Genomic DNA, 16,587 nt, shown 5'->3' on the forward strand with positions numbered 1-16,587 from the left:
GCGTTAGCGGTCGTTCGAAATGTTGTATCGGATGCGCCGGCCAAATGTCGGATTACGCTTCGCTAATCCAACCTACGGGGCTGAAGCAGCCGTAGGGTGGATGACGCTTTTTTCATCCACCATTGCGATTGCAGAGTGGTGGACAGATCGGGCCGCGTAGGCAAGCGTCGGCTACGCGCCCCGATCCACCCTACGACCGGCTGCTTCCGCCTTTTTATGCGTCGTACATGGCGGCGGTGCAGCGATCGGCTCAGGCCTTGGCAGTCGCTGGCGCGATAGGAAAGCGCTGGTTGAGCACTTCGAGCAGGCGCTCGTGATAGATGGGCTTGGGCAGAAAATCGATGACCTGCAAAGGCAGCAGGCTGATCACATCATTCATGTCGGCATGGCCGGACATGACGATAACCGGCAGCGAGGCATGCAGCGGATTGGCCCGCAGATCCTGGATCAGGCGCAGGCCACTCTCGTCCGGCATGCGCAGGTCGGTGATCACCAGGGCGATGGCTGGGCACGTCTGCAGGCACAGCATGGCTGCGCTGACGCTATTGGCGCAATGACACTGAAACCCTGCCCCTTCGAGCAACTCGCCGAGTTCCTCGAGGGCTTCGGTTTCATCGTCTACCAATAAGATATGTTGGCGCATAAATTTTTATTAAAGAGTTTATTCACCAATAGCTAAGGCGTCGCGGATGTTTTCAAAAATTAGCACGATGTTGTCACCAACCGCTCCAGCTGCAGTTACGATAACAACAGCAATCAGTGCCGCAATAATCGAATATTCAATAGCCGACGCGCCCTCTTCACGGGCAAAGAAATCGCGAACTTTTTCGCGGAGCATAATAGGTTTGTTCATGGTGATACTTCCTCTGTATCCGTGCAGGCAGAGCGCCTGTAGGTGTGGCTTTCAGTGGGAAGTGTAGGGAGGGTGTGAGCCGGTTCGCAAACTTACCTTGGTATTACATAGAAAGTATTATTCACAATTATAGGTGCCCGACTACCTATAAAGTTCAGGGTATTAGCCGATAAAGAGTATTGTTGCGGCAGAGTGCTTTGTTTACCATGCGCGACGAATGGTTAGGTCGCTTAGCGATGACGCGGCCTATTCATTTTGGTTCCCGGCTAAAGATGGCTAGCCTGAAATAATCCGTCGATGAAGTGTTTTGTGTTTTTGTCGCGGGTCTCTATAAGTAAATAAAGTAAATATCCATTACCGGCGTTTGCAGTTATATGGCTACAGGGAGTGTGTTGTCATGAATAGCCGATTGACGTTGGTGCTGGCCGGGGTTCTTCTGGTCGGTGCGGTAGTCACGGGTTACTGGGGGCTGAGCCTGAGTCGAGAGCCGGTTGCCCGCTCCCCGGTACCGGTGGATTCTGTTACTCCCGACACTGTTGCCGCGCCCGCTACGATCAGGGAACAGGTGATCAGCGAAGTCGACGAGCAGCGGCGCACCGATGTCGTGGTGCTGGCGCGTTCGGTTCGGCCGCTGGTTCCCATCAGCCGTGAAGACCTTGCCGTCGAGCGCTTGCTCATCGCCCCCCCTGGTAGCTTCTCCAATCCCGATGAGCTGGTCGGTCGCACCCTGTGGCGCGAGACGCCAGCGGGTAGCGTTCTGAATCAGGCGACTTTCGAGATGGGCGGCCCGCTGGCGCGGATGATTCGTCCACAGGAGCGCGCCATTGCCGTGGCGGTGGATGAGGTAATCGGCGGCGGCGGCCATCTGAGCCCTGGCGATTATGTGGATGTGCTGTTGTATCTGCGCCAGGACGAAAAGAACCGCGACCAGACCGCCCAGGTGCTGATCCCGGCCTTGCGCCTGCTCAGCGTTGGCGATGAACTGGGGGCGACCAATCAGGGCGAAGCCGCACGGCCAGCGGGTGAGCCGGATGACGATAAGCGCCGTCGACGCAGCGTTGCCAGCACCGCCGTTCTGGCAGTGCCCGAAGCACTACTCACTCGTTTCATGCTGGCGGCCCAGGTCGGCAGCCTGCGTCTGGCGGTACGCAGTGTCGATGAAAAACTGCTGGCGGGTTATTACGCCGGGAATGCGCTGAAGGTGGATATCGAAGAAGCCCAGCGGCAGCTGTTCCAGTTCGAGAAGCTGGCGCTGCGGGGTACGCCTCCACGGCCGCAGCCTGGCTTGGTTCAGCGCGCGCCGGCCGGTATTCAGGTGTATCGCGGTAATGACGTCACTCGGCAAAACCCCTGACCGGCAAGGATGCACAACCATGAACAATGCCAAACGTAGTCCGCGTCCATCGCGCCTGGCAATTTGCCTGATGGCGACCGCGTTGCTGATGCCCTCGGCGGTATTCGCTTCGTGCGCGGGCCTGGAACCGGTACCGGCCGTGATGGAGGTGACCCAGGGCATGCAGCGCGAGTTGCGCTACCCGGTGCCCATCGTGCGCCTGGCGGTGGGCGATCCGACGGTGGCCGATGTCACCCTCAATACCAAAGACAGCTTTCTGCTGATGGGCAAGAAGGGTGGTGCCACCAGCCTGATGGTGTGGACGCGCTGCGACCGCGAACCGCGGCAGAGCATGGTGTTCGTAGAGGGCGCGGCGACTGCAGCGGTGGCCGCGCCAGTGGTGCCCTACGATCAGGAAGTGCTGCCAAGCCAGGTGCAGACCGATATTCGTTTCGTCGAGATCAGGCGCAGCAAGCTTCGGGAAATGGGGGTAAGAATCTTCGGCACGGCCTCGAACAATTTCCTGTTCGGCTCTCCCGGCACCGCGCCTGGCACTGTTCCAGTCGGTGGCGTTGGTGGGGTCGGGCCGGGCGCTCCCTTCCCTACGTCCGATACGGGGTTCAATATCCTCTGGGGCGGTGGCAGCAGCAAGTTCCTGCTGGGCCTGGATGCACTGGAGGGCAGCGGCTTTGCCTATACCCTTGCCAAGCCCAGCCTGGTGGCGTTGAACGGACAGAGCGCAACCTTCCTGGCGGGCGGCGAATTCCCGGTACCGGTGCCCAGCAGCGGCAGCGACTCGATTTCCATCGAGTACAAGGAGTTCGGTGTGCGCCTGACCCTCACACCGACCGTGGTGGGGCGCAACCGCATCAACCTCAAGGTCGCGCCGGAGGTCAGCGAGCTGGACTTCAGCGCGGGCATCACCATCGCCGGCACCCAGGTGCCGGCGCTCAATGTGCGGCGTACCGATACCAGCGTGTCACTGGCCGATGGCGAGAGTTTCGTCATCAGTGGGTTGATGTCGTCCAGCAATAATTCTGCTGTGGATAAGTTGCCCTTCCTTGGCAACCTTCCGGTCATCGGCGCATTTTTCCGCAACTCAAGCATCAACAGTGAAGAGCGTGAGCTGCTGATGGTGGTCACTCCGCGTCTGGTACAGCCATTGGCGGCCAATGCCGACCTGCCGCCGCTGCCGGGTGAGGGGTTCCGCAACTATGATCCCGGCGTTTTCAGGCAGCTATTCATGGAAAACGGCAATTTCGATCGGTTAGACGGACTGTCGCGCTAGGGAGTGGGCATGGAACAGATTTTTCTGGCGCAGACTCGCCGCAAGCAGGATCTCGATTGGCTGCAGGCCGCATTGGCCGGTCAGGGCCAGGTGCTCAACGTGGGCGAGACCCTGGATGACGTGCTGGGGTTGATGGATATGACCGGCAGTTCCCTGGTGTTCGTCGGCCTCTGCCGCGAGAGCCAGGGTAACCAGAGCGCATTGATCGAAGCGCTGCTCGACGTGCGGCCGATGGTGGTGGTGGTCGCTCTCGGCGATGGCATGGATAACCAGCTGGTGCTCAACGCCATGCGTGCCGGAGCCCGCGACTTCATCGCCTACGGTTCGCGCAGTAGCGAAGTGCTGGGCCTGGTGCGGCGCCTGACCCAGCGCTTGCCGCAACTGCCGCCCTCGCGTGAACAGGGAGATCTGACTCTGTTCTATGGAACGCAGCCCGATGCGGATGCCGCTCTGCTGGCCGGGCATCTGGCTCTGCAATTCCAGGCTCGTGGTCAGCGCACACTGCTGATCGACCTGGGTGTGCCGCAGGGCGAAAGCCTGGAGCTTTTCGCTCTGGAGGCCTCATTCTTTTTCGGTGATGCGTTGCGCAACATCAGGCGACTCGATTCGAACCTGATCGAGAGCGCCTTCACCAGCCATCCCGACGGTTTGCGTATATTGGCCCAGGGGTCGGAAGACGACGCGCTCGCACTGTTCAGCCTGGGCGAGCTATTTCTGCTGATGGGAAGCCTGCGGCAGAACTTCGAGCACGTGGTCGTCAACCTGTGCGGGCAGCCAGACAGCGACGCTCTGCGCTCTTTCATCGCCCAGGGCCAGTACCTGCTGTGGTGTGTGGATCAGAGTGTGCCTAACTGCCGGCGTAACATGGAGCGACTGGCGTCGTGGCGCAACAAGGGGGTGAAACTCGATCATGCCCGGTTGCTGGTCGATCGCTATCAGTCCTCCGTTGCACCCAGTCTGCAGGAGCTGGCACGTACCCTGGAGCTACCACTCGGGATCGGCTTGCCCCTGAGTCCGGTGACTCGCCTCAAGGGTAAGAACCAGGCGCGTTCGCTGTATCAGACAGCCCCTCGCGATACCCTTACCCAGGGCTTGTTGCATCTGGCCGACCAGATTCTGCAGCACCGGCGGCGTTCGCCAGGTTCCTGGTGGAAGCGTGTGCTGAGGGTCGGCTCATGACGATCGGGCTATTCGGTGGCGAGGGTGGGCGGGTCAGCGTTCAGGAGCTGAAGCACGTGCTGCATCGCTACCTGATCGATGCACTGGAAGAAAAGGGCGAGAACCTGTTGGAAGGTGCTCGTACTACCTTGGCGCACTTCGTCACCGAGCAAGTCGGCGAGTACGTCAGCCGCCGGCATATCGCCATCTCCCGCTATGAAGTGGATCGCTTGGCCGAAGAGCTGGTCGATGAGCTCACCGGTTTCGGACCCCTGGAAATCCTGCTCAAGGACGAAGGGGTGACTGAAATACTGGTCAACGGCCCGCATCGGGTGTTCATCGAGCGCGGTGGTGTTCTGCAGCTGAGCGATCTGCGTTTCATCGATGATCAGCATGTTCTGCGGGTGATCCAGCGCATTCTGGCGCCGGTGGGACGACGTCTCGATGAGTCGTCGCCGATGGTCGATGCGCGCATGCCCGATGGCAGCCGGATCAACGCGGTGATTCCGCCCGTGGCGCTGGATGGGCCCTGTCTGTCGGTGCGCAAGTTCCGCAAGGATATGCTGCGCAGCGCCGACCTGCTGGCCAGCAATTCGCTGGATCAGGCCATTCTCAGTTGTGTCGAGCTGATGGTTGGTCGTCGTTGCAACATCATGATCAGCGGCGGCACCGGCACCGGCAAGACCACCATGCTGAATATGCTCAGCCAGATGATCGACCACCACGAGCGTATCGTCACCATCGAGGATACAGCTGAGCTTTGTCTCAATCACGAGCATGTGGTGCGCCTGGAAACCCGCCCTCCCAATGCCGAGGGGCACGGCGAGGTGGCTGCACGGGATCTGGTGCGCAACGCTTTGCGCATGCGTCCGGATCGTATCGTGCTCGGAGAGATTCGCGGTGTGGAAGTGCTCGATGTGCTGACGGCGATGAACACCGGCCATGACGGTTCCATGAGCACCGTTCACGCCAATAGCGCCCAGGATGCCCTGCTGCGTCTGGAAACCCTGGTCGGGCTATCCGGTGTGCAGGTGGCAGAGCGCACCTTGCGGCAGATGATCTGTGCCGCGCTGGATGTGGTGATTCAGTTGACCCGTCTGCCGGATGGTCGGCGTTGCGTCAGTGAGGTGGTCGAAGTCGTTGGCTTGCGTGAAGATCAATACGTGACCAACACCCTGTTTCGCCTTGATCGCAACGGAACCGGCACCTTCTGCCGCGAAGCGGCGAATCCGGCAGGGCACAAGTTGTACCGCGCGCTATAGCAACCTGGTCTGCCAGAGCCAAGGAGAAGGTAATGAGCGCATCTTTGCTGTTGGGGCTGATCTGTCTGACGCTGTTGGCGCTGGGCCTGATTCTGTTGCGCAAGAGCCGTGTATTGGCGGCCTCGGAGCAGGTCATGCAGCGGCTGCTGGTGAACCAGCCGGAGTCCCGGCGAGCCAAAAGCCTAAGCCATCTGGACAAATTGTTCCTGCGTGCCGGCGTCAGTCGACCACGGCGGGGGATGGGCCTGTGGCTGGCGATCTGGTTGGGCGGCGCGGTGCTGGGAATGCTGATCGGCCATTGGCTTGGTCTGCTGGTGATGTTGCTGCTGCCATTGATCATCGGGCGGCTGTTCATCGCCCTGCGCTATCGGCGCCGGGTGCTGCGGATGATCGAGCAACTGCCGACCTTTCTCGATCACGTCATTCGTAGCCTGAAATCCGGGCGCACCCTGGGAGATGCCTTGTTGCTGGCGATGGAAAACGCCCCCGATCCGTTGCGCGGAGCCATGGGCCGTACACGACGCAATGTGCAACGCGGCATGGGCTTGGGTGATGCGCTGCAGGACTTTGCCGATTTGTACGAGCGGGAAGAGTTTCAGGTATTGGCACTCGGGGTGCGGGTCAATCAGCGTTATGGCGGCAACAGCAGCGAATTGCTGCAGAACCTGATCCGCCTGATCCGCGAGCGTGAACAGAGTGCACGCAAGCTGCGGGCGCTGACTGGCGAGACGCGAATCAGTGCCTATGTCATGGGTGGGCTGCCGCTGGCGCTGGCCAGCTATATTTTCCTCACCAATCCGGATTTCATGCTGGGCATGTGGCAGGAACCCACCGGGCGAATGGTTCTGTTGCTGGCGTTCGTCTTGCAGGCGCTTGGCAGCATTGCCCTCTGGCGCATGTTGAGGAGCCTTTGATGGGTGCCTTGCTTCTGCTCAGCTCGTTGTTGCAGCTGCTTACCGCCCTGGTGTTCTTCTATCTGGCGGTGGACGATCTGCGGGCTCGTCGTCAGTTCAGCCAACGCATGGGGACGGATGCGCGTATGTCCGGGGTCGGAGTATTACGTGGCATAGGCACCAGCTCGCTGGGGCGGCGCACCCTGAGCATGGACGGCGAAACCCGGCAATTGCTCAATCGCCTGGGCTGGCGCAAGCGCAGCCAGCAATCGTTATTCTCGGCCATTCAGTTGGCAACTCCGCTCGCCTTGTTCGTATTGGTGGTGATCATTCAGTTGTTGCTGGACGAGGCGCCCAAGCCCGTCTGGCTGGCACCGGTATTCGCTCTCGGTATTGGCTACCTGATTCCCAAGCGCGTACTGGCCTGGGCCGCCAGGAATCGACAGGAGGCCCTGGCCATTGAGGTGACGACCTTCATTCCGTTGCTGCGCATGCTGTTCGATGTCGGTATGACCGTGGAACAGTCCCTGCGGGTGCTCAGCAAGGAGTCGCAGAAGATTCTGCCGCACGTGAGTGAAGAGCTGCGCCTGGTTCTGGTGCGTGTGGATGCAGGGCTGGAATTGAGCCGGGAACTGCATGACATGGCGCTCCTGTTGGACGTGGATGAGGTCACTGGTTGTGTCGTGATCCTCGAACAACTGATCGTCCAGGGAGGCGGCGCCATGGCGTCACTTCTGGCGCTCAAGGAGCTGATCGATGATCGGCGTCACACGGCTCTTGAAGAAAGAGTTTCCAAACTGTCCGGGAAGATGTCCGTCGTGATGATGGTGTTTCTGTTCCCGGCCTTGTTGATCGTATTGGCAGGCCCTGGGTTCATCGCAATCATCGGGGCACTAGGGGATATGAGATGAAGCGTGTAGTGATTGCGGTAGGGTTGATTGGGTTGTTGGGGGGCTGCGCCGGAAACGTTCCCGATTCATCCTGGCTGGTCGATCGTGCCAAGACGGCGCCGAAGGCCTGTGCACCGCTTTCCCAGGATCAGGAGTTGGCGCTCAACCTGGCACAGCAAACCACTGAAGAGGGGCGCCTGCACGCCGCCCTGGCCAACCTGGAGCGTTTGCCCAGCAGCTTGCCCGAAGCGCGTTTGCACAAGGCTCGTATCCTGCGCACGCTGAATCGACCGGAGGCCAAGGGACTGTATGCCAGCCTGGTCGATACCTGCCTGAGGGCCCAGGGCGAGCACGGCCTGGGCCAGCTCGCCAGCACTGACAAACATTATGACGAAGCGCTTGTGCGCATGCGGCGGGCCGCCAGCCTGGATCCGACCAGCGCCGCCATTCGTAATGACCTGGGTGTGGTGTATATGAACCTGGGGCGTATGGAAGAGGCTCGCTTCGAGCTGCTGACCGCCATAGAGCTGAATGAAGCAGAAAGGCAGTCGGGATTGAACCTGCTGACCCTGTTGATTTACCAGCAGAACCTCACCCAGGCCAGTGCCTTGGTGAAACGCATGTCTTTCAGCCCCAGCCAGTACCGTGCTGCCGGTGAGCGCGCTCAGGCATTGCGTCGTCAGCTCGGTCAAACAGCTGCCGTTGCGACTTCCGCTGGCGAGAGGCCGGTACCCGCCAGGCCTGCCGCCTCGGCGCCCGCTCTCGTCGCCCCGGCAGGGGTGATCCAGGTGCCGCAAGTTTCTGCGCCCTTGGCGCTGCCCGCGCAGGTGCGCCCAGCGTCTGCCGCCGTAGCACAGCCAACTGCGACAGGTGCAGTGACCAGGGCATCGTCGGTTCCCGCAACACCTGTTACGCCTGCTGCACCTGTAGCACCAGTGGTGCCTGGCGTTACCAGAGCCCCGACCGTTTCCTCGGCACCCGTTGCAATCGAGATGCGGGAGGGTCGGTTGATCGTTCCTGCCGACGGTGGCGACGTCAGGGTAGAAGCCACCACCCATTGAGCAAAACACTGCGCAACAGCGATCAGGAGAGCGTTATGAACAGGAAAATGCCAGGGTCTGTTGACGTTTCACGCACGGCCGCGCCGGAGCTCGTTTTGCCGCGAGGCAAGGCACGAGCCGCGAAGTTTAGTGGGCCAAATGAGCCATCGAGTAGCGCCGCATCGCGCAAAAACGGGCCCGGCCCTGCGGGTTGCGCGGGAAATCTCGCCATGCGTTGTTGGAGGACTTGGCAAGGGAACAACCATTACCGGCGTCCTCCGCCTCGCCTGGCGAGATTTCTCGCTGCAACGCGGCTTGCGCTGAAACGTCAACAGACCCTAGGTTGTCTGCTGTTGGCGTGCCTGCCGCTGGTGACGCTGGCCGCAAGTGAAGACAGAAGGCATGGCTTGATCGGCAGTAATGCTGAAACCCAGACAGAGTATTGGTTACGCGTTCAGCGTGACGGGCTGCAAGCATCCCGTCACGCTCAGGTATCGACACCTGCTGAACGTGAACTCGCCATGCAGCGCTGGCTGGAAAGCCATAAACACCCCATACCAGAGTTCTTTGATCAGGAAGCGGGTGGAGAGCTGAGCAAGTAAATACATTCAGCAATGTATGTCGTGAGCGTTGAGTAGTTGCTCAATGTTCATGGCAGGTAAGGGTGTAGACCATTCGGTAAAATTGTACAGAATGATTGAGCGTATAGATAAACTTGTACGAAAAGCAGAATGCCCATGAATAGCGTGCTGTGCTTTAGTTCATATAGCTCGCATGAGTCGGATAGGAAAGTGCCAGCTGAGTGCGGTTGTGAACGCGCGTTAGCCTGAGTATCTGTGAAACATAAAGTTTTACAGTATTCTCTGTGATCCCCAGTTCACAGGATATTTGGTAGTTGGTCATGCCTTTGGCGATCAGTTGTGTGACGGCCAGCTGCCTTTTCGATAGTTTGTCGAAGGGTTCGGGGATATCGAAACCAGCAGGGGAGGGCAGGTAAGCAACGCTTCTCGCCGTAGTGGAAGGTGGCGTGGGGGCTGCATCTGTGCGCATGTCGTGCAAGGACACGGCCAGATCCTGAATGCGCAGTTTGATCTGCTGATCCTTGGTCTGTTGCTCCAGCCGCTCGTACAGACGACTCACGCCAACCCTAAGTTCGTCCAGGTCGACCGGTTTCTGATAGTAGTCGGATACCCCGGCGCGCAGGGCCTGAATGACATCCTGTTTGTCTGCGCTACCGGTGAACAGGGCTATTTCGTAAAGGCGCCCTGGAGCTGCCAGGTTCGCCAGTTCGCCGACCAGTTGCAGGCCGGTGAGGCCGGGCATATGAATATCGCTGAGTATGATGCCAATGCGGCGATCCTGTTGGAATACTTGCAGGGCATCCTGTGCAGTGTGACAACTCGTTACACTATAACCGGCATGCTCAAGAAACTCTTTAAGCTCCTCAGCGATGAGCGGCTCGTCGTCGACGACTAATATCCGTACGGGATGGGGGCTGTCCATGCGGTACTACTTCCTAGAGTCTGGAGAGGGTTGACCATGTGGCGAAAGGATAGCTATGACCTAAGTTATAGTCAAAGGGACTACGCCAAAAGAATATTAATATAAAGTTATATCGCTTTAGTCATGTATGGTGACGAAGGCTTATTTCCATTATGTTGGGTGGCGCCCCGAAAAAATTGAAAGGTTACTGCCTGGCTATTAACCAAAGGCTGCTAATTGCGAATCCGAGAAAGAGGAAGGGCGCGTAAGGATGATTTTTCAGCTTTGGCATTGCCAGGTACTTAAATTTTTTCGGAATTAAAAGCAGTAGCTCAGGTTGAAAGCGGGTCAGGAGTGTCCAGCAGCACAGTGCGAGCGCTGCGCCGATGACGCTAAGCAGCACGTGCATGGCATCACTGGCGACACCCAATGCAACCAGCAACTTGACGTCAGCTGCGCCTATCTGGCGGGTCAGGTAGCCGGGCAGGGAAAGCGCGCAGGCTACTACGGCAGCGAGAACGGCAGCAGTTGGAGTGGCTCCGGTGAGGGTGTTACCCGACCAGAGCAGATACAGGATTGCGATGGCCAGCCCACCTAGGGTCAGCTGGTTGGCGATCCGGCGTTGTTGCGCATCCTGAAACGCACAGGCTGCTAGCCAGCACAGTAAGACGATGTAATTCATGGGTTGTTTTCTGGTTGAGGGCGGTACGCCATCCGAATCAAACAGCTGCCACCTGGGTGGCCGAGAGCGCTGTTGGATCATGTTAGGTGAGCCGGACGATGCATGTCTTCAAGGATTGGTTCAAGCGCGAGTCCGACTCGCCCGTGGTGCGGGAAGCACCGGGCATTTCCGCCAATAGCAGCCCCTGCCTGAACCTGAGCATCGATCTGCAGGGTCAGGTGCTCGAGGTTTCCGGCAACCTGTCCAGCCGATTGCGCGTTTCAGCGCAGCAGACGACCGCACTGGAAGATCTGCTCTACGGGCAGAGTCGATACCTGGTGTCGGATCTGGGCGCTTTCGCCCAGCAAATGCTCGATTTGTCCTTCACCACTCGGGACGGCGGCATCCTGCACACCCGCGGCTGGATGCAGGCGGTGCCGGATGGCTGGTCGCTGCAGGCCTTCGAGGTTGGCGACTTCGTGGCTCGGTTGCAGGCCTGTGAACAGCGGCTGCAGGTGTTCGCGCAGGTCAGTTCACTGGCGCAGGTCATACGCAGTACCGAGCGGGTGGAGCTTTCCCGGCAGTTGCCAGGCTGGCTGGCGACACTGGCCCAGACGCTACAGGTAACCTGTGTGGCGCTGGCAGTGCCGGATACGCTACGCGGTGGCTGGCAGATCGCTGGCCAGCATAGTGACGCGATGGCGCCGGCTTTCTGGGAGGATGGCCAGCAGCTGCCCCTGGATCTGTGCCATTACGATGCGCAGCAGCCCGTGCAGTGGCTACGCGGCGAGCGGGATGGCCCCGAATGGCATGCCGGAGACTCCGTCTGGCTGGTGCCTTACAGTGATTATCAGGGCGCGCGCGCCTGGTTGCTGTGTTCACCGTATATTGCCCACCAGCACATGCCGGAGCTCAATACCCGCGATTGGCTGGATCTGTTCGCTCACGTCGCGGCACCTCTGCTGCAGCGGCTCGATGAGCAGGCTCGCAAGGCCCATGGCGAACGCCTCGATATCCTTCAGGATCTGCTGGGAACCGGCTGGTGGGAATACCTGCCACGTAGCGGCGCTTTCCTGCTGGCGCCCAATCTGGTGCAACGCTTCGCTCTCGACCCGCAAGCATCGGTGACCCTCGCCGATTGGCTGGAGCTGCTCAGTCCGGCTGATCGTGATGAGTTTCAGGTGCGCCTGGCCGATGCCGAAACCGCGGGCAAACCCTTCGAGCAGATCGTCCGCCTGCGTGACGACGAAAAGGGGCTTTGCTGGTTCCGCATCCATACCCGCATTCTCACCGTCAATGGCCAGCACCGTATCGTCGGAGCGGTGTTGGATATTGATGACATGAAGGGCAAGGAGTTGGAGGCCGACGCGGCGACGGCCAGATTGAAGAATCTGGTCGCCAGCGCTCCGGCCCTGATCTATGTGCAGCGCTATGAGGAGGGGGCCTTCGCCCTGACCTTCTGCAGCGACAGTACCCGCGCACTCCTGGGTTATACGCTGGACGACCTCATTCGCCGGCCTCTCGCCGACTTCATTCACCCCGACGACCGCGACACCTACTTCACGCGTACCCGTACCCTGCTCGCTCAGGGCGCTGCCAGCTGCAGCTATCGATTCATCGACAGCGATGGTGAGTACCACTGGTTGCAGGATGAAGTGAAACTGCTGCGTGACGAGCGTGGCATTCCGGTCGAAGCGGTAGGGTTATGCCTGGACGTTACCGACGCTGCGTTGGCTGCCGAGCGGGTGCGGGAGAGTGAGGAGCGTTACCGGATTCTGGTCGAAGACTCCCCGGCAATCATCTGTCGTTACCAGCCGGATCTGAGCCTGACGTTCGCCAACCGGCCGCTCGCCCAGTATCTGGGCATCAGCCAGGAGAAGTTGCAGGGCATCAGCCTGGCTGCCTATTTGTCGCAGCAGGAGCTTGCGCAATTCCAGGAGCGCCATCGCCAATTGACGCCTCAGCAACCGGTGGGTACTGCGTTGGTGCGTATGGATCTGCCGGGGCGCGAGCATGTCTGGTGGGAGCTGTCCGAGCGCGGTGTCTTCAGCGATAGTGGAAAATTGCTCGAGGTACAGGCTGTGGGGCGCGACGATACCGAGTTGCAGAAAGCTCGGCAGATGCTCAACCAGAGCGCCAAGATGGCGGTGTTGGGAGAGATGGCCACCGGCCTGGCCCATGAGATCAATCAGCCGCTCAATGTCATGCGCATTGCCTTGACCAATACCCTCAATGGCGTGGAGAACGGTTCGGCGACGCCTGATTATCTGAAGAACAAGCTGGAACGCATCGAGCAGCAGGTCGCCCGGGCGGCGAAGATAGTCAATCACATGCGCATCTTCGGTCGCCGCTCGGAGGTCGAGGGAGACCTGTTCAGCCCTGACGCGGCCATCGAGGGCGCGCTGACCCTGATTCGCGAGGGTGAACTGAGCAAGGACATCGAACTGACCGTCAAGCTGTGCGGCTCGCCGCAGGTGAAGGGCCATGCCGATCAGCTCGAGCAGGTCATCATCAACCTGCTGGTCAATGCCAGGGATGCGTTGCTCAGTGCCCGGGAGAAGAATCCGGGACTGGAGCCGCATATCCTGGTGCAGAGTGAACGGGACGCGAGCCTGGTGATCGTGCAGATACAGGATAATGCCGGTGGCATCGATCCGCTGCTGCTCGACCGCGTGTTCGACCCTTTCTTCACCACCAAGCCGGTGGGCAAGGGAACGGGGTTGGGGCTTTCGGTCAGTTACGGGCTGGTCAGTCAGATGGGTGGCAAGCTGGGTGTGAGCAATCGGGAGCATGGCGCCTGCTTCCGTATCGAGCTACCTGCTGCCTAGGGCTGATTCCTGAGCCCTGCCGTGGACGTGGCATCATGGCCGCCTTGTCCATGACGTTCGGGAAATAACATGACGGCAATGGTAACGGCCGTGCTGGCTTACTGCGAAGGCGTACTGCGTGGCGATCCAGAGGTACTGGGGCAACTGCGTGATAACGGCTTCAGCTGCGCCGAGGGTTACTGGGAGTTCTCCCTGCCAGCGCTGCATGCCTTGCTGTCGACTCAGCTCGTGGTGCCGGCCGATCCTGGTTATTCGAGCTTTCTCAAGCAGCTCTACGCCAGCGATATCAACCAGCGGCTGGCGCAACAGGGCGCGCAGATTGCCATCGCCGACAATCGCGGCAAGGTCAGCGAGAGTCTGTATCGTCTGCAGCGCCTGCTCTGAACAGGTGGTGATGGCTCGTGTGGTACAGCGCCGAATCGGCGAAGTGTTCGGCGCCGAGCACGCGGCCGACCAGGATCAGCGCGGTGCGGCGGAAGCCCTTGGCGCTGACCTTTTCCTCGATATCGGCCAGGGTGCCGAGTACCCAATCCTGATCCGGCCAACTGGCGCGGTGCACCACCGCGATCGGGCAACTGGCGCCATAGTGCGGCAGCAGGTCGGTGACGATCTGTGCCAGATGCTGCACGCCCAGGTGGATGGCCATCGTCGCGCCGTGACGAGCCAGGTCATGCAACTGCTCGCCCTCGGGCATCGGTGATTGGCTGCCATAGCGGGTGAGAATCACCGTTTGCGAGACATCGGGCAGCGTCAGCTCGCTTTCCAGCAGCGCGGCACAGGCCGCCGTAGCGGTAACGCCAGGAATGATCTCGAAAGGGATGCCAAGCGCGCGCAGGTGACGAATCTGCTCACCGATGGCGCCGTACAGCGACGGGTCACCCGAATGCACCCGCGCTACGTTCTCGCCGCGAGTGTGGGCGGCGCGCAGCAGGGCGACGATTTCATCCAGATGCAGCTCGGCGGTATTCACCACCAGACTGGCTTGATGGCCTTCGAGCAGTGCTTCGGGCACCAGGGAACCGGCATAGAGGATCACCGGGCACGAACGGATCAGGCGCTGACCCTTCACGGTAATCAGCTCGGGGTCGCCGGGGCCGGCGCCGATGAAGTAGACGGTCATGGGAGTCCTGAATGTAGGGGAGAAGGCGCTTTGCTCTTCCTGCGTGTTGTTCGGCTTGTCCGATCGCTCGGCGGGGGAGCACCAGCCGATGGATCGCCACCCGGTGGATCGATAAAGCGTGATCCACCCTACGAATCGCTGCGGGCAACGGCCAGCGTGGCGTTGGCGCTTTTGCGCTTGGTTATCCACAGGCGAGCGGTTCGACTGCTCAACCGCTCGGCCAGGGCCAAAGCGCTGGCCTCTGCAACGCTTGGGCTGCCGGTGACACGCAGGGCAATATCGGAGGTCTGGCTCAGGCGGTCATGGTAACCCGTCAGCACTTCGGCGGGCAGGAAGGTGATGGGCAGGCACAGGTACTCGGCCAGCTGCAGCAGCCCAGGCTCGTCGGCCTTGTGTTCGCTGCTAGCCAGGGCCGTCAGCTCGGCAGTGCTCGAACCATGCTCGGCCAGCATGTTGTCGAGCAAGGCCAGCAGCTCGCTCAGCGGGCAATCGTGCCGGCAACCCAGGCCGGCGACGAGGGTAGCGCGTTCGCTCACGCCTGCTTCTGCTCGCGGCCATGGAACCAGGCGGCGACCAAGCCCAGTACCGCCCAGAACGCGGCATTGGTCAGCAGCGAGGCGAGGATGAATTCGTGCTCCAGGGCTTCGGGCGCCAGGCTCTCGTGAACCTCCGGGTGAGGGGCGCCGATCAGGTGGGGCAGGGCGAGGATGACCACGCCGAGGATGCGCAGGATCCAGTTGCTGCCAAACGCCAGCAGCGCCAGACCAGCGGCGGTCGAGGCGGCCGTGCCGATCCACCAGTACTGGCGCAGCACCAGCTCTGCGGCGGCGGTACCCGGCAGTTCCGGCGGCAGACCGGCTGAGGGTGCGAGCACGAAGGTGGCGAAACCGGCTAGGCCCCAGAGCAGGCCCTGCCAGGTTTTCTGCGGCGCGCGCAGGGTGAACAGGCCGGCGAGCATCAATGCGAAGCCGACGGCGACCACCAGGTTGCTCAGGCCGGTGGACAACAGGCGCTGCCAGCCATCTTCCGGTGCCCAGGCTTCACCGTCGTGGCTGTGGCCGCCGGCGGCGTCATGCTCATGGGCGACGCTGGCGGCATCGTGGCTGTGCTCGATAATGGCGGGCTCTGCGACTTCGAACGTCTCCGCATGCAGGATCAGTGGGGTGACCCACAGGCTTTGCAGCAGGGTCAGTACGATGGCGGCGAGCAGGCCGGCGAAGCCCGCGGTCTGGGCGATACGCTTGATCATTCTGGCGTCCTCAGTGGCACGGAAACGCGGCGCTATGCCGGGTATCGTGGGCGGCATTGTGCAGGGCTTCGACGTGGGAGAACCCGGCGAAAAAGATCAGCGCGGCGCCGAGCAGGCAACTGCCCACGGCCAGGATCAGACGCTGTGACAGGGGAAGTGAAACGGAGGTGGACAGAGTGCTGGTGGACATGGGCGTGGCCTTCTGCAGGACGAGGAAGTCGAGGCAGAAAGACACAGCGAGAGAGCAGGCAAGGCGGCCTGATATCCGGCGTGTGCCCGCCCACCGCGGGTTGCCAAACGATTACTTCAGGCCGGTCTCCGGGCTCGTGACGACTGTCATGGGACAGTGGTGGGTCAGCCTTCCCATGCCTGAGGCACAGTGGCTTCGATAACCCTTCGTACACATACCGTTGCGGGGGCAGCGCCGGACTTGCACCGGCTTCCCGTTTCACCTCGCGCTCGGCGGCGCGAGACACCTGAAACAGCCGCACAAGAACACCATGAAGCGGTGTTTGCGTCAATATGTTGCA

The 16,587-nt window shown here is 60.7% G+C and carries 18 protein-coding genes and 1 riboswitch; of the genes, 10 read left to right on the top strand and 8 right to left on the bottom strand.

Going from position 1 to position 16,587, the window contains the following annotated elements; all coding sequences use genetic code 11:
* Positions 1-250 precede the first annotated feature (250 nt).
* Together DNK06_RS07600 and DNK06_RS07605 are read right to left on the bottom strand one after the other, a co-directional pair.
* Complete coding sequence (locus DNK06_RS07600; protein ID WP_131179424.1) at positions 251-643, bottom strand: response regulator; 393 nt, start codon at positions 641-643, stop codon at positions 251-253.
* Between the two features lie 18 nt (positions 644-661).
* Positions 662-853, bottom strand: coding sequence for a Flp family type IVb pilin (locus tag DNK06_RS07605; protein ID WP_131179425.1), 192 nt, complete (start codon positions 851-853; stop codon positions 662-664).
* A gap of 397 nt (positions 854-1,250) precedes the next feature.
* On the opposite strand from DNK06_RS07605, the gene cpaB reads away from it, so the two are divergent.
* The 8 genes from cpaB to DNK06_RS07650 all read left to right on the top strand — a co-directional run bounded on the left by cpaB (position 1,251) and on the right by DNK06_RS07650 (position 9,319).
* On the top strand, positions 1,251-2,207 hold the full coding sequence (gene cpaB / locus DNK06_RS07610; protein ID WP_131179426.1) for a Flp pilus assembly protein CpaB: 957 nt from the start codon (positions 1,251-1,253) through the stop codon (positions 2,205-2,207).
* A 19-nt stretch (positions 2,208-2,226) separates the two neighbouring features.
* Positions 2,227-3,474, top strand: coding sequence for a type II and III secretion system protein family protein (locus DNK06_RS07615; protein ID WP_131179427.1), 1,248 nt, complete (start codon positions 2,227-2,229; stop codon positions 3,472-3,474).
* 9 nt (positions 3,475-3,483) lie between these two features.
* Positions 3,484-4,653, top strand: a complete 1,170-nt coding sequence (locus DNK06_RS07620; RefSeq protein WP_131179428.1) for a CpaE/TadZ family protein — start codon at positions 3,484-3,486, stop codon at positions 4,651-4,653.
* Entirely contained in the window at positions 4,650-5,894 is a 1,245-nt protein-coding gene (locus DNK06_RS07625; RefSeq protein WP_131179429.1) for a TadA family conjugal transfer-associated ATPase, read from the top strand. Before DNK06_RS07620 ends, DNK06_RS07625 begins: the two co-directional genes overlap by 4 nt.
* Before the next feature lie 32 nt (positions 5,895-5,926).
* Complete coding sequence (locus tag DNK06_RS07630) at positions 5,927-6,808, top strand: type II secretion system F family protein (protein WP_131179430.1); 882 nt, start codon at positions 5,927-5,929, stop codon at positions 6,806-6,808.
* The gene (locus tag DNK06_RS07635) at positions 6,808-7,698 is read left to right on the top strand and encodes a type II secretion system F family protein (protein WP_131179431.1); all 891 of its coding nucleotides are present in this window, start codon (positions 6,808-6,810) and stop codon (positions 7,696-7,698) included. The genes DNK06_RS07630 and DNK06_RS07635 overlap by 1 nt, the downstream gene beginning before the upstream one ends.
* Positions 7,695-8,738 carry a tetratricopeptide repeat protein gene (locus DNK06_RS07640; protein ID WP_207389961.1) on the top strand — a complete coding sequence of 348 codons (1,044 nt, stop codon included), beginning with the start codon at positions 7,695-7,697 and terminating at the stop codon, positions 8,736-8,738. The genes DNK06_RS07635 and DNK06_RS07640 overlap by 4 nt, the downstream gene beginning before the upstream one ends.
* 332 nt (positions 8,739-9,070) lie before the next feature.
* Positions 9,071-9,319 carry a DUF3613 domain-containing protein gene (locus tag DNK06_RS07650; RefSeq protein ID WP_242674732.1) on the top strand — a complete coding sequence of 83 codons (249 nt, stop codon included), beginning with the start codon at positions 9,071-9,073 and terminating at the stop codon, positions 9,317-9,319.
* Between the two features lie 154 nt (positions 9,320-9,473).
* Here the strand turns inward: DNK06_RS07650 and DNK06_RS07655 are convergent, their stop codons facing one another.
* Together DNK06_RS07655 and DNK06_RS07660 are read right to left on the bottom strand one after the other, a co-directional pair.
* Entirely contained in the window at positions 9,474-10,220 is a 747-nt protein-coding gene (locus tag DNK06_RS07655) for a response regulator transcription factor (RefSeq protein ID WP_131179434.1), read from the bottom strand.
* Between the two features lie 184 nt (positions 10,221-10,404).
* Complete coding sequence (locus tag DNK06_RS07660) at positions 10,405-10,881, bottom strand: prepilin peptidase (RefSeq protein ID WP_131179435.1); 477 nt, start codon at positions 10,879-10,881, stop codon at positions 10,405-10,407.
* A gap of 98 nt (positions 10,882-10,979) precedes the next feature.
* Here DNK06_RS07660 and DNK06_RS07665 point away from each other — a divergent pair, with 98 nt between their 5' ends.
* Positions 10,980-13,688 carry a PAS domain-containing sensor histidine kinase gene (locus DNK06_RS07665; RefSeq protein WP_131179436.1) on the top strand — a complete coding sequence of 903 codons (2,709 nt, stop codon included), beginning with the start codon at positions 10,980-10,982 and terminating at the stop codon, positions 13,686-13,688.
* Between the two features lie 69 nt (positions 13,689-13,757).
* Positions 13,758-14,072 (top strand): hypothetical protein, encoded by a 315-nt coding sequence (locus DNK06_RS07670; RefSeq protein WP_131179437.1) that lies wholly within the window; start codon positions 13,758-13,760, stop codon positions 14,070-14,072.
* Here the strand turns inward: DNK06_RS07670 and cobM are convergent.
* From cobM to DNK06_RS07690, 4 genes are all read right to left on the bottom strand, one after another.
* Positions 14,035-14,808 (bottom strand): precorrin-4 C(11)-methyltransferase, encoded by a 774-nt coding sequence (gene cobM / locus DNK06_RS07675; RefSeq protein ID WP_131179438.1) that lies wholly within the window; start codon positions 14,806-14,808, stop codon positions 14,035-14,037. The two genes, DNK06_RS07670 and cobM, sit on opposite strands and share 38 nt — an antisense overlap.
* Positions 14,809-14,936: 128 nt before the next feature.
* Positions 14,937-15,344 (bottom strand): cobalamin biosynthesis protein, encoded by a 408-nt coding sequence (locus tag DNK06_RS07680; RefSeq protein ID WP_131179439.1) that lies wholly within the window; start codon positions 15,342-15,344, stop codon positions 14,937-14,939.
* A complete protein-coding gene (locus tag DNK06_RS07685; protein ID WP_131179440.1) occupies positions 15,341-16,057 on the bottom strand; it encodes a CbtA family protein in 717 nt (238 codons plus the stop codon). Before DNK06_RS07685 ends, DNK06_RS07680 begins: the two co-directional genes overlap by 4 nt.
* A 10-nt stretch (positions 16,058-16,067) precedes the next feature.
* On the bottom strand, positions 16,068-16,247 hold the full coding sequence (locus DNK06_RS07690; RefSeq protein ID WP_131179441.1) for a CbtB domain-containing protein: 180 nt from the start codon (positions 16,245-16,247) through the stop codon (positions 16,068-16,070).
* A gap of 102 nt (positions 16,248-16,349) precedes the next feature.
* A riboswitch (cobalamin riboswitch) is annotated at positions 16,350-16,552 on the bottom strand.
* Between the last annotated feature and the right edge of the window lie 35 nt (positions 16,553-16,587).

The sequence above is a fragment of the Phytopseudomonas daroniae genome (assembly GCF_004327285.1).
In the GTDB taxonomy this organism is placed as follows: domain Bacteria; phylum Pseudomonadota; class Gammaproteobacteria; order Pseudomonadales; family Pseudomonadaceae; genus Aquipseudomonas; species Aquipseudomonas daroniae.

What these genes read in the sequence shown, in the direction of transcription:
- DNK06_RS07600 (WP_131179424.1), bottom strand. Translation starts at nt 643, where the DNA reads ATGCGCCAACATATCTTATTGGTAGACGATGAAACCGAAGCCCTCGAG.
- DNK06_RS07605 (WP_131179425.1), bottom strand. Translation starts at nt 853, where the DNA reads ATGAACAAACCTATTATGCTCCGCGAAAAAGTTCGCGATTTCTTTGCC.
- cpaB (WP_131179426.1), top strand. Translation starts at nt 1,251, where the DNA reads ATGAATAGCCGATTGACGTTGGTGCTGGCCGGGGTTCTTCTGGTCGGT.
- DNK06_RS07615 (WP_131179427.1), top strand. Translation starts at nt 2,227, where the DNA reads ATGAACAATGCCAAACGTAGTCCGCGTCCATCGCGCCTGGCAATTTGC.
- DNK06_RS07620 (WP_131179428.1), top strand. Translation starts at nt 3,484, where the DNA reads ATGGAACAGATTTTTCTGGCGCAGACTCGCCGCAAGCAGGATCTCGAT.
- DNK06_RS07625 (WP_131179429.1), top strand. Translation starts at nt 4,650, where the DNA reads ATGACGATCGGGCTATTCGGTGGCGAGGGTGGGCGGGTCAGCGTTCAG.
- DNK06_RS07630 (WP_131179430.1), top strand. Translation starts at nt 5,927, where the DNA reads ATGAGCGCATCTTTGCTGTTGGGGCTGATCTGTCTGACGCTGTTGGCG.
- DNK06_RS07635 (WP_131179431.1), top strand. Translation starts at nt 6,808, where the DNA reads ATGGGTGCCTTGCTTCTGCTCAGCTCGTTGTTGCAGCTGCTTACCGCC.
- DNK06_RS07640 (WP_207389961.1), top strand. Translation starts at nt 7,695, where the DNA reads ATGAAGCGTGTAGTGATTGCGGTAGGGTTGATTGGGTTGTTGGGGGGC.
- DNK06_RS07655 (WP_131179434.1), bottom strand. Translation starts at nt 10,220, where the DNA reads ATGGACAGCCCCCATCCCGTACGGATATTAGTCGTCGACGACGAGCCG.
- DNK06_RS07660 (WP_131179435.1), bottom strand. Translation starts at nt 10,881, where the DNA reads ATGAATTACATCGTCTTACTGTGCTGGCTAGCAGCCTGTGCGTTTCAG.
- DNK06_RS07665 (WP_131179436.1), top strand. Translation starts at nt 10,980, where the DNA reads ATGCATGTCTTCAAGGATTGGTTCAAGCGCGAGTCCGACTCGCCCGTG.
- DNK06_RS07670 (WP_131179437.1), top strand. Translation starts at nt 13,758, where the DNA reads ATGACGGCAATGGTAACGGCCGTGCTGGCTTACTGCGAAGGCGTACTG.
- cobM (WP_131179438.1), bottom strand. Translation starts at nt 14,808, where the DNA reads ATGACCGTCTACTTCATCGGCGCCGGCCCCGGCGACCCCGAGCTGATT.
- DNK06_RS07685 (WP_131179440.1), bottom strand. Translation starts at nt 16,057, where the DNA reads ATGATCAAGCGTATCGCCCAGACCGCGGGCTTCGCCGGCCTGCTCGCC.
- DNK06_RS07690 (WP_131179441.1), bottom strand. Translation starts at nt 16,247, where the DNA reads ATGTCCACCAGCACTCTGTCCACCTCCGTTTCACTTCCCCTGTCACAG.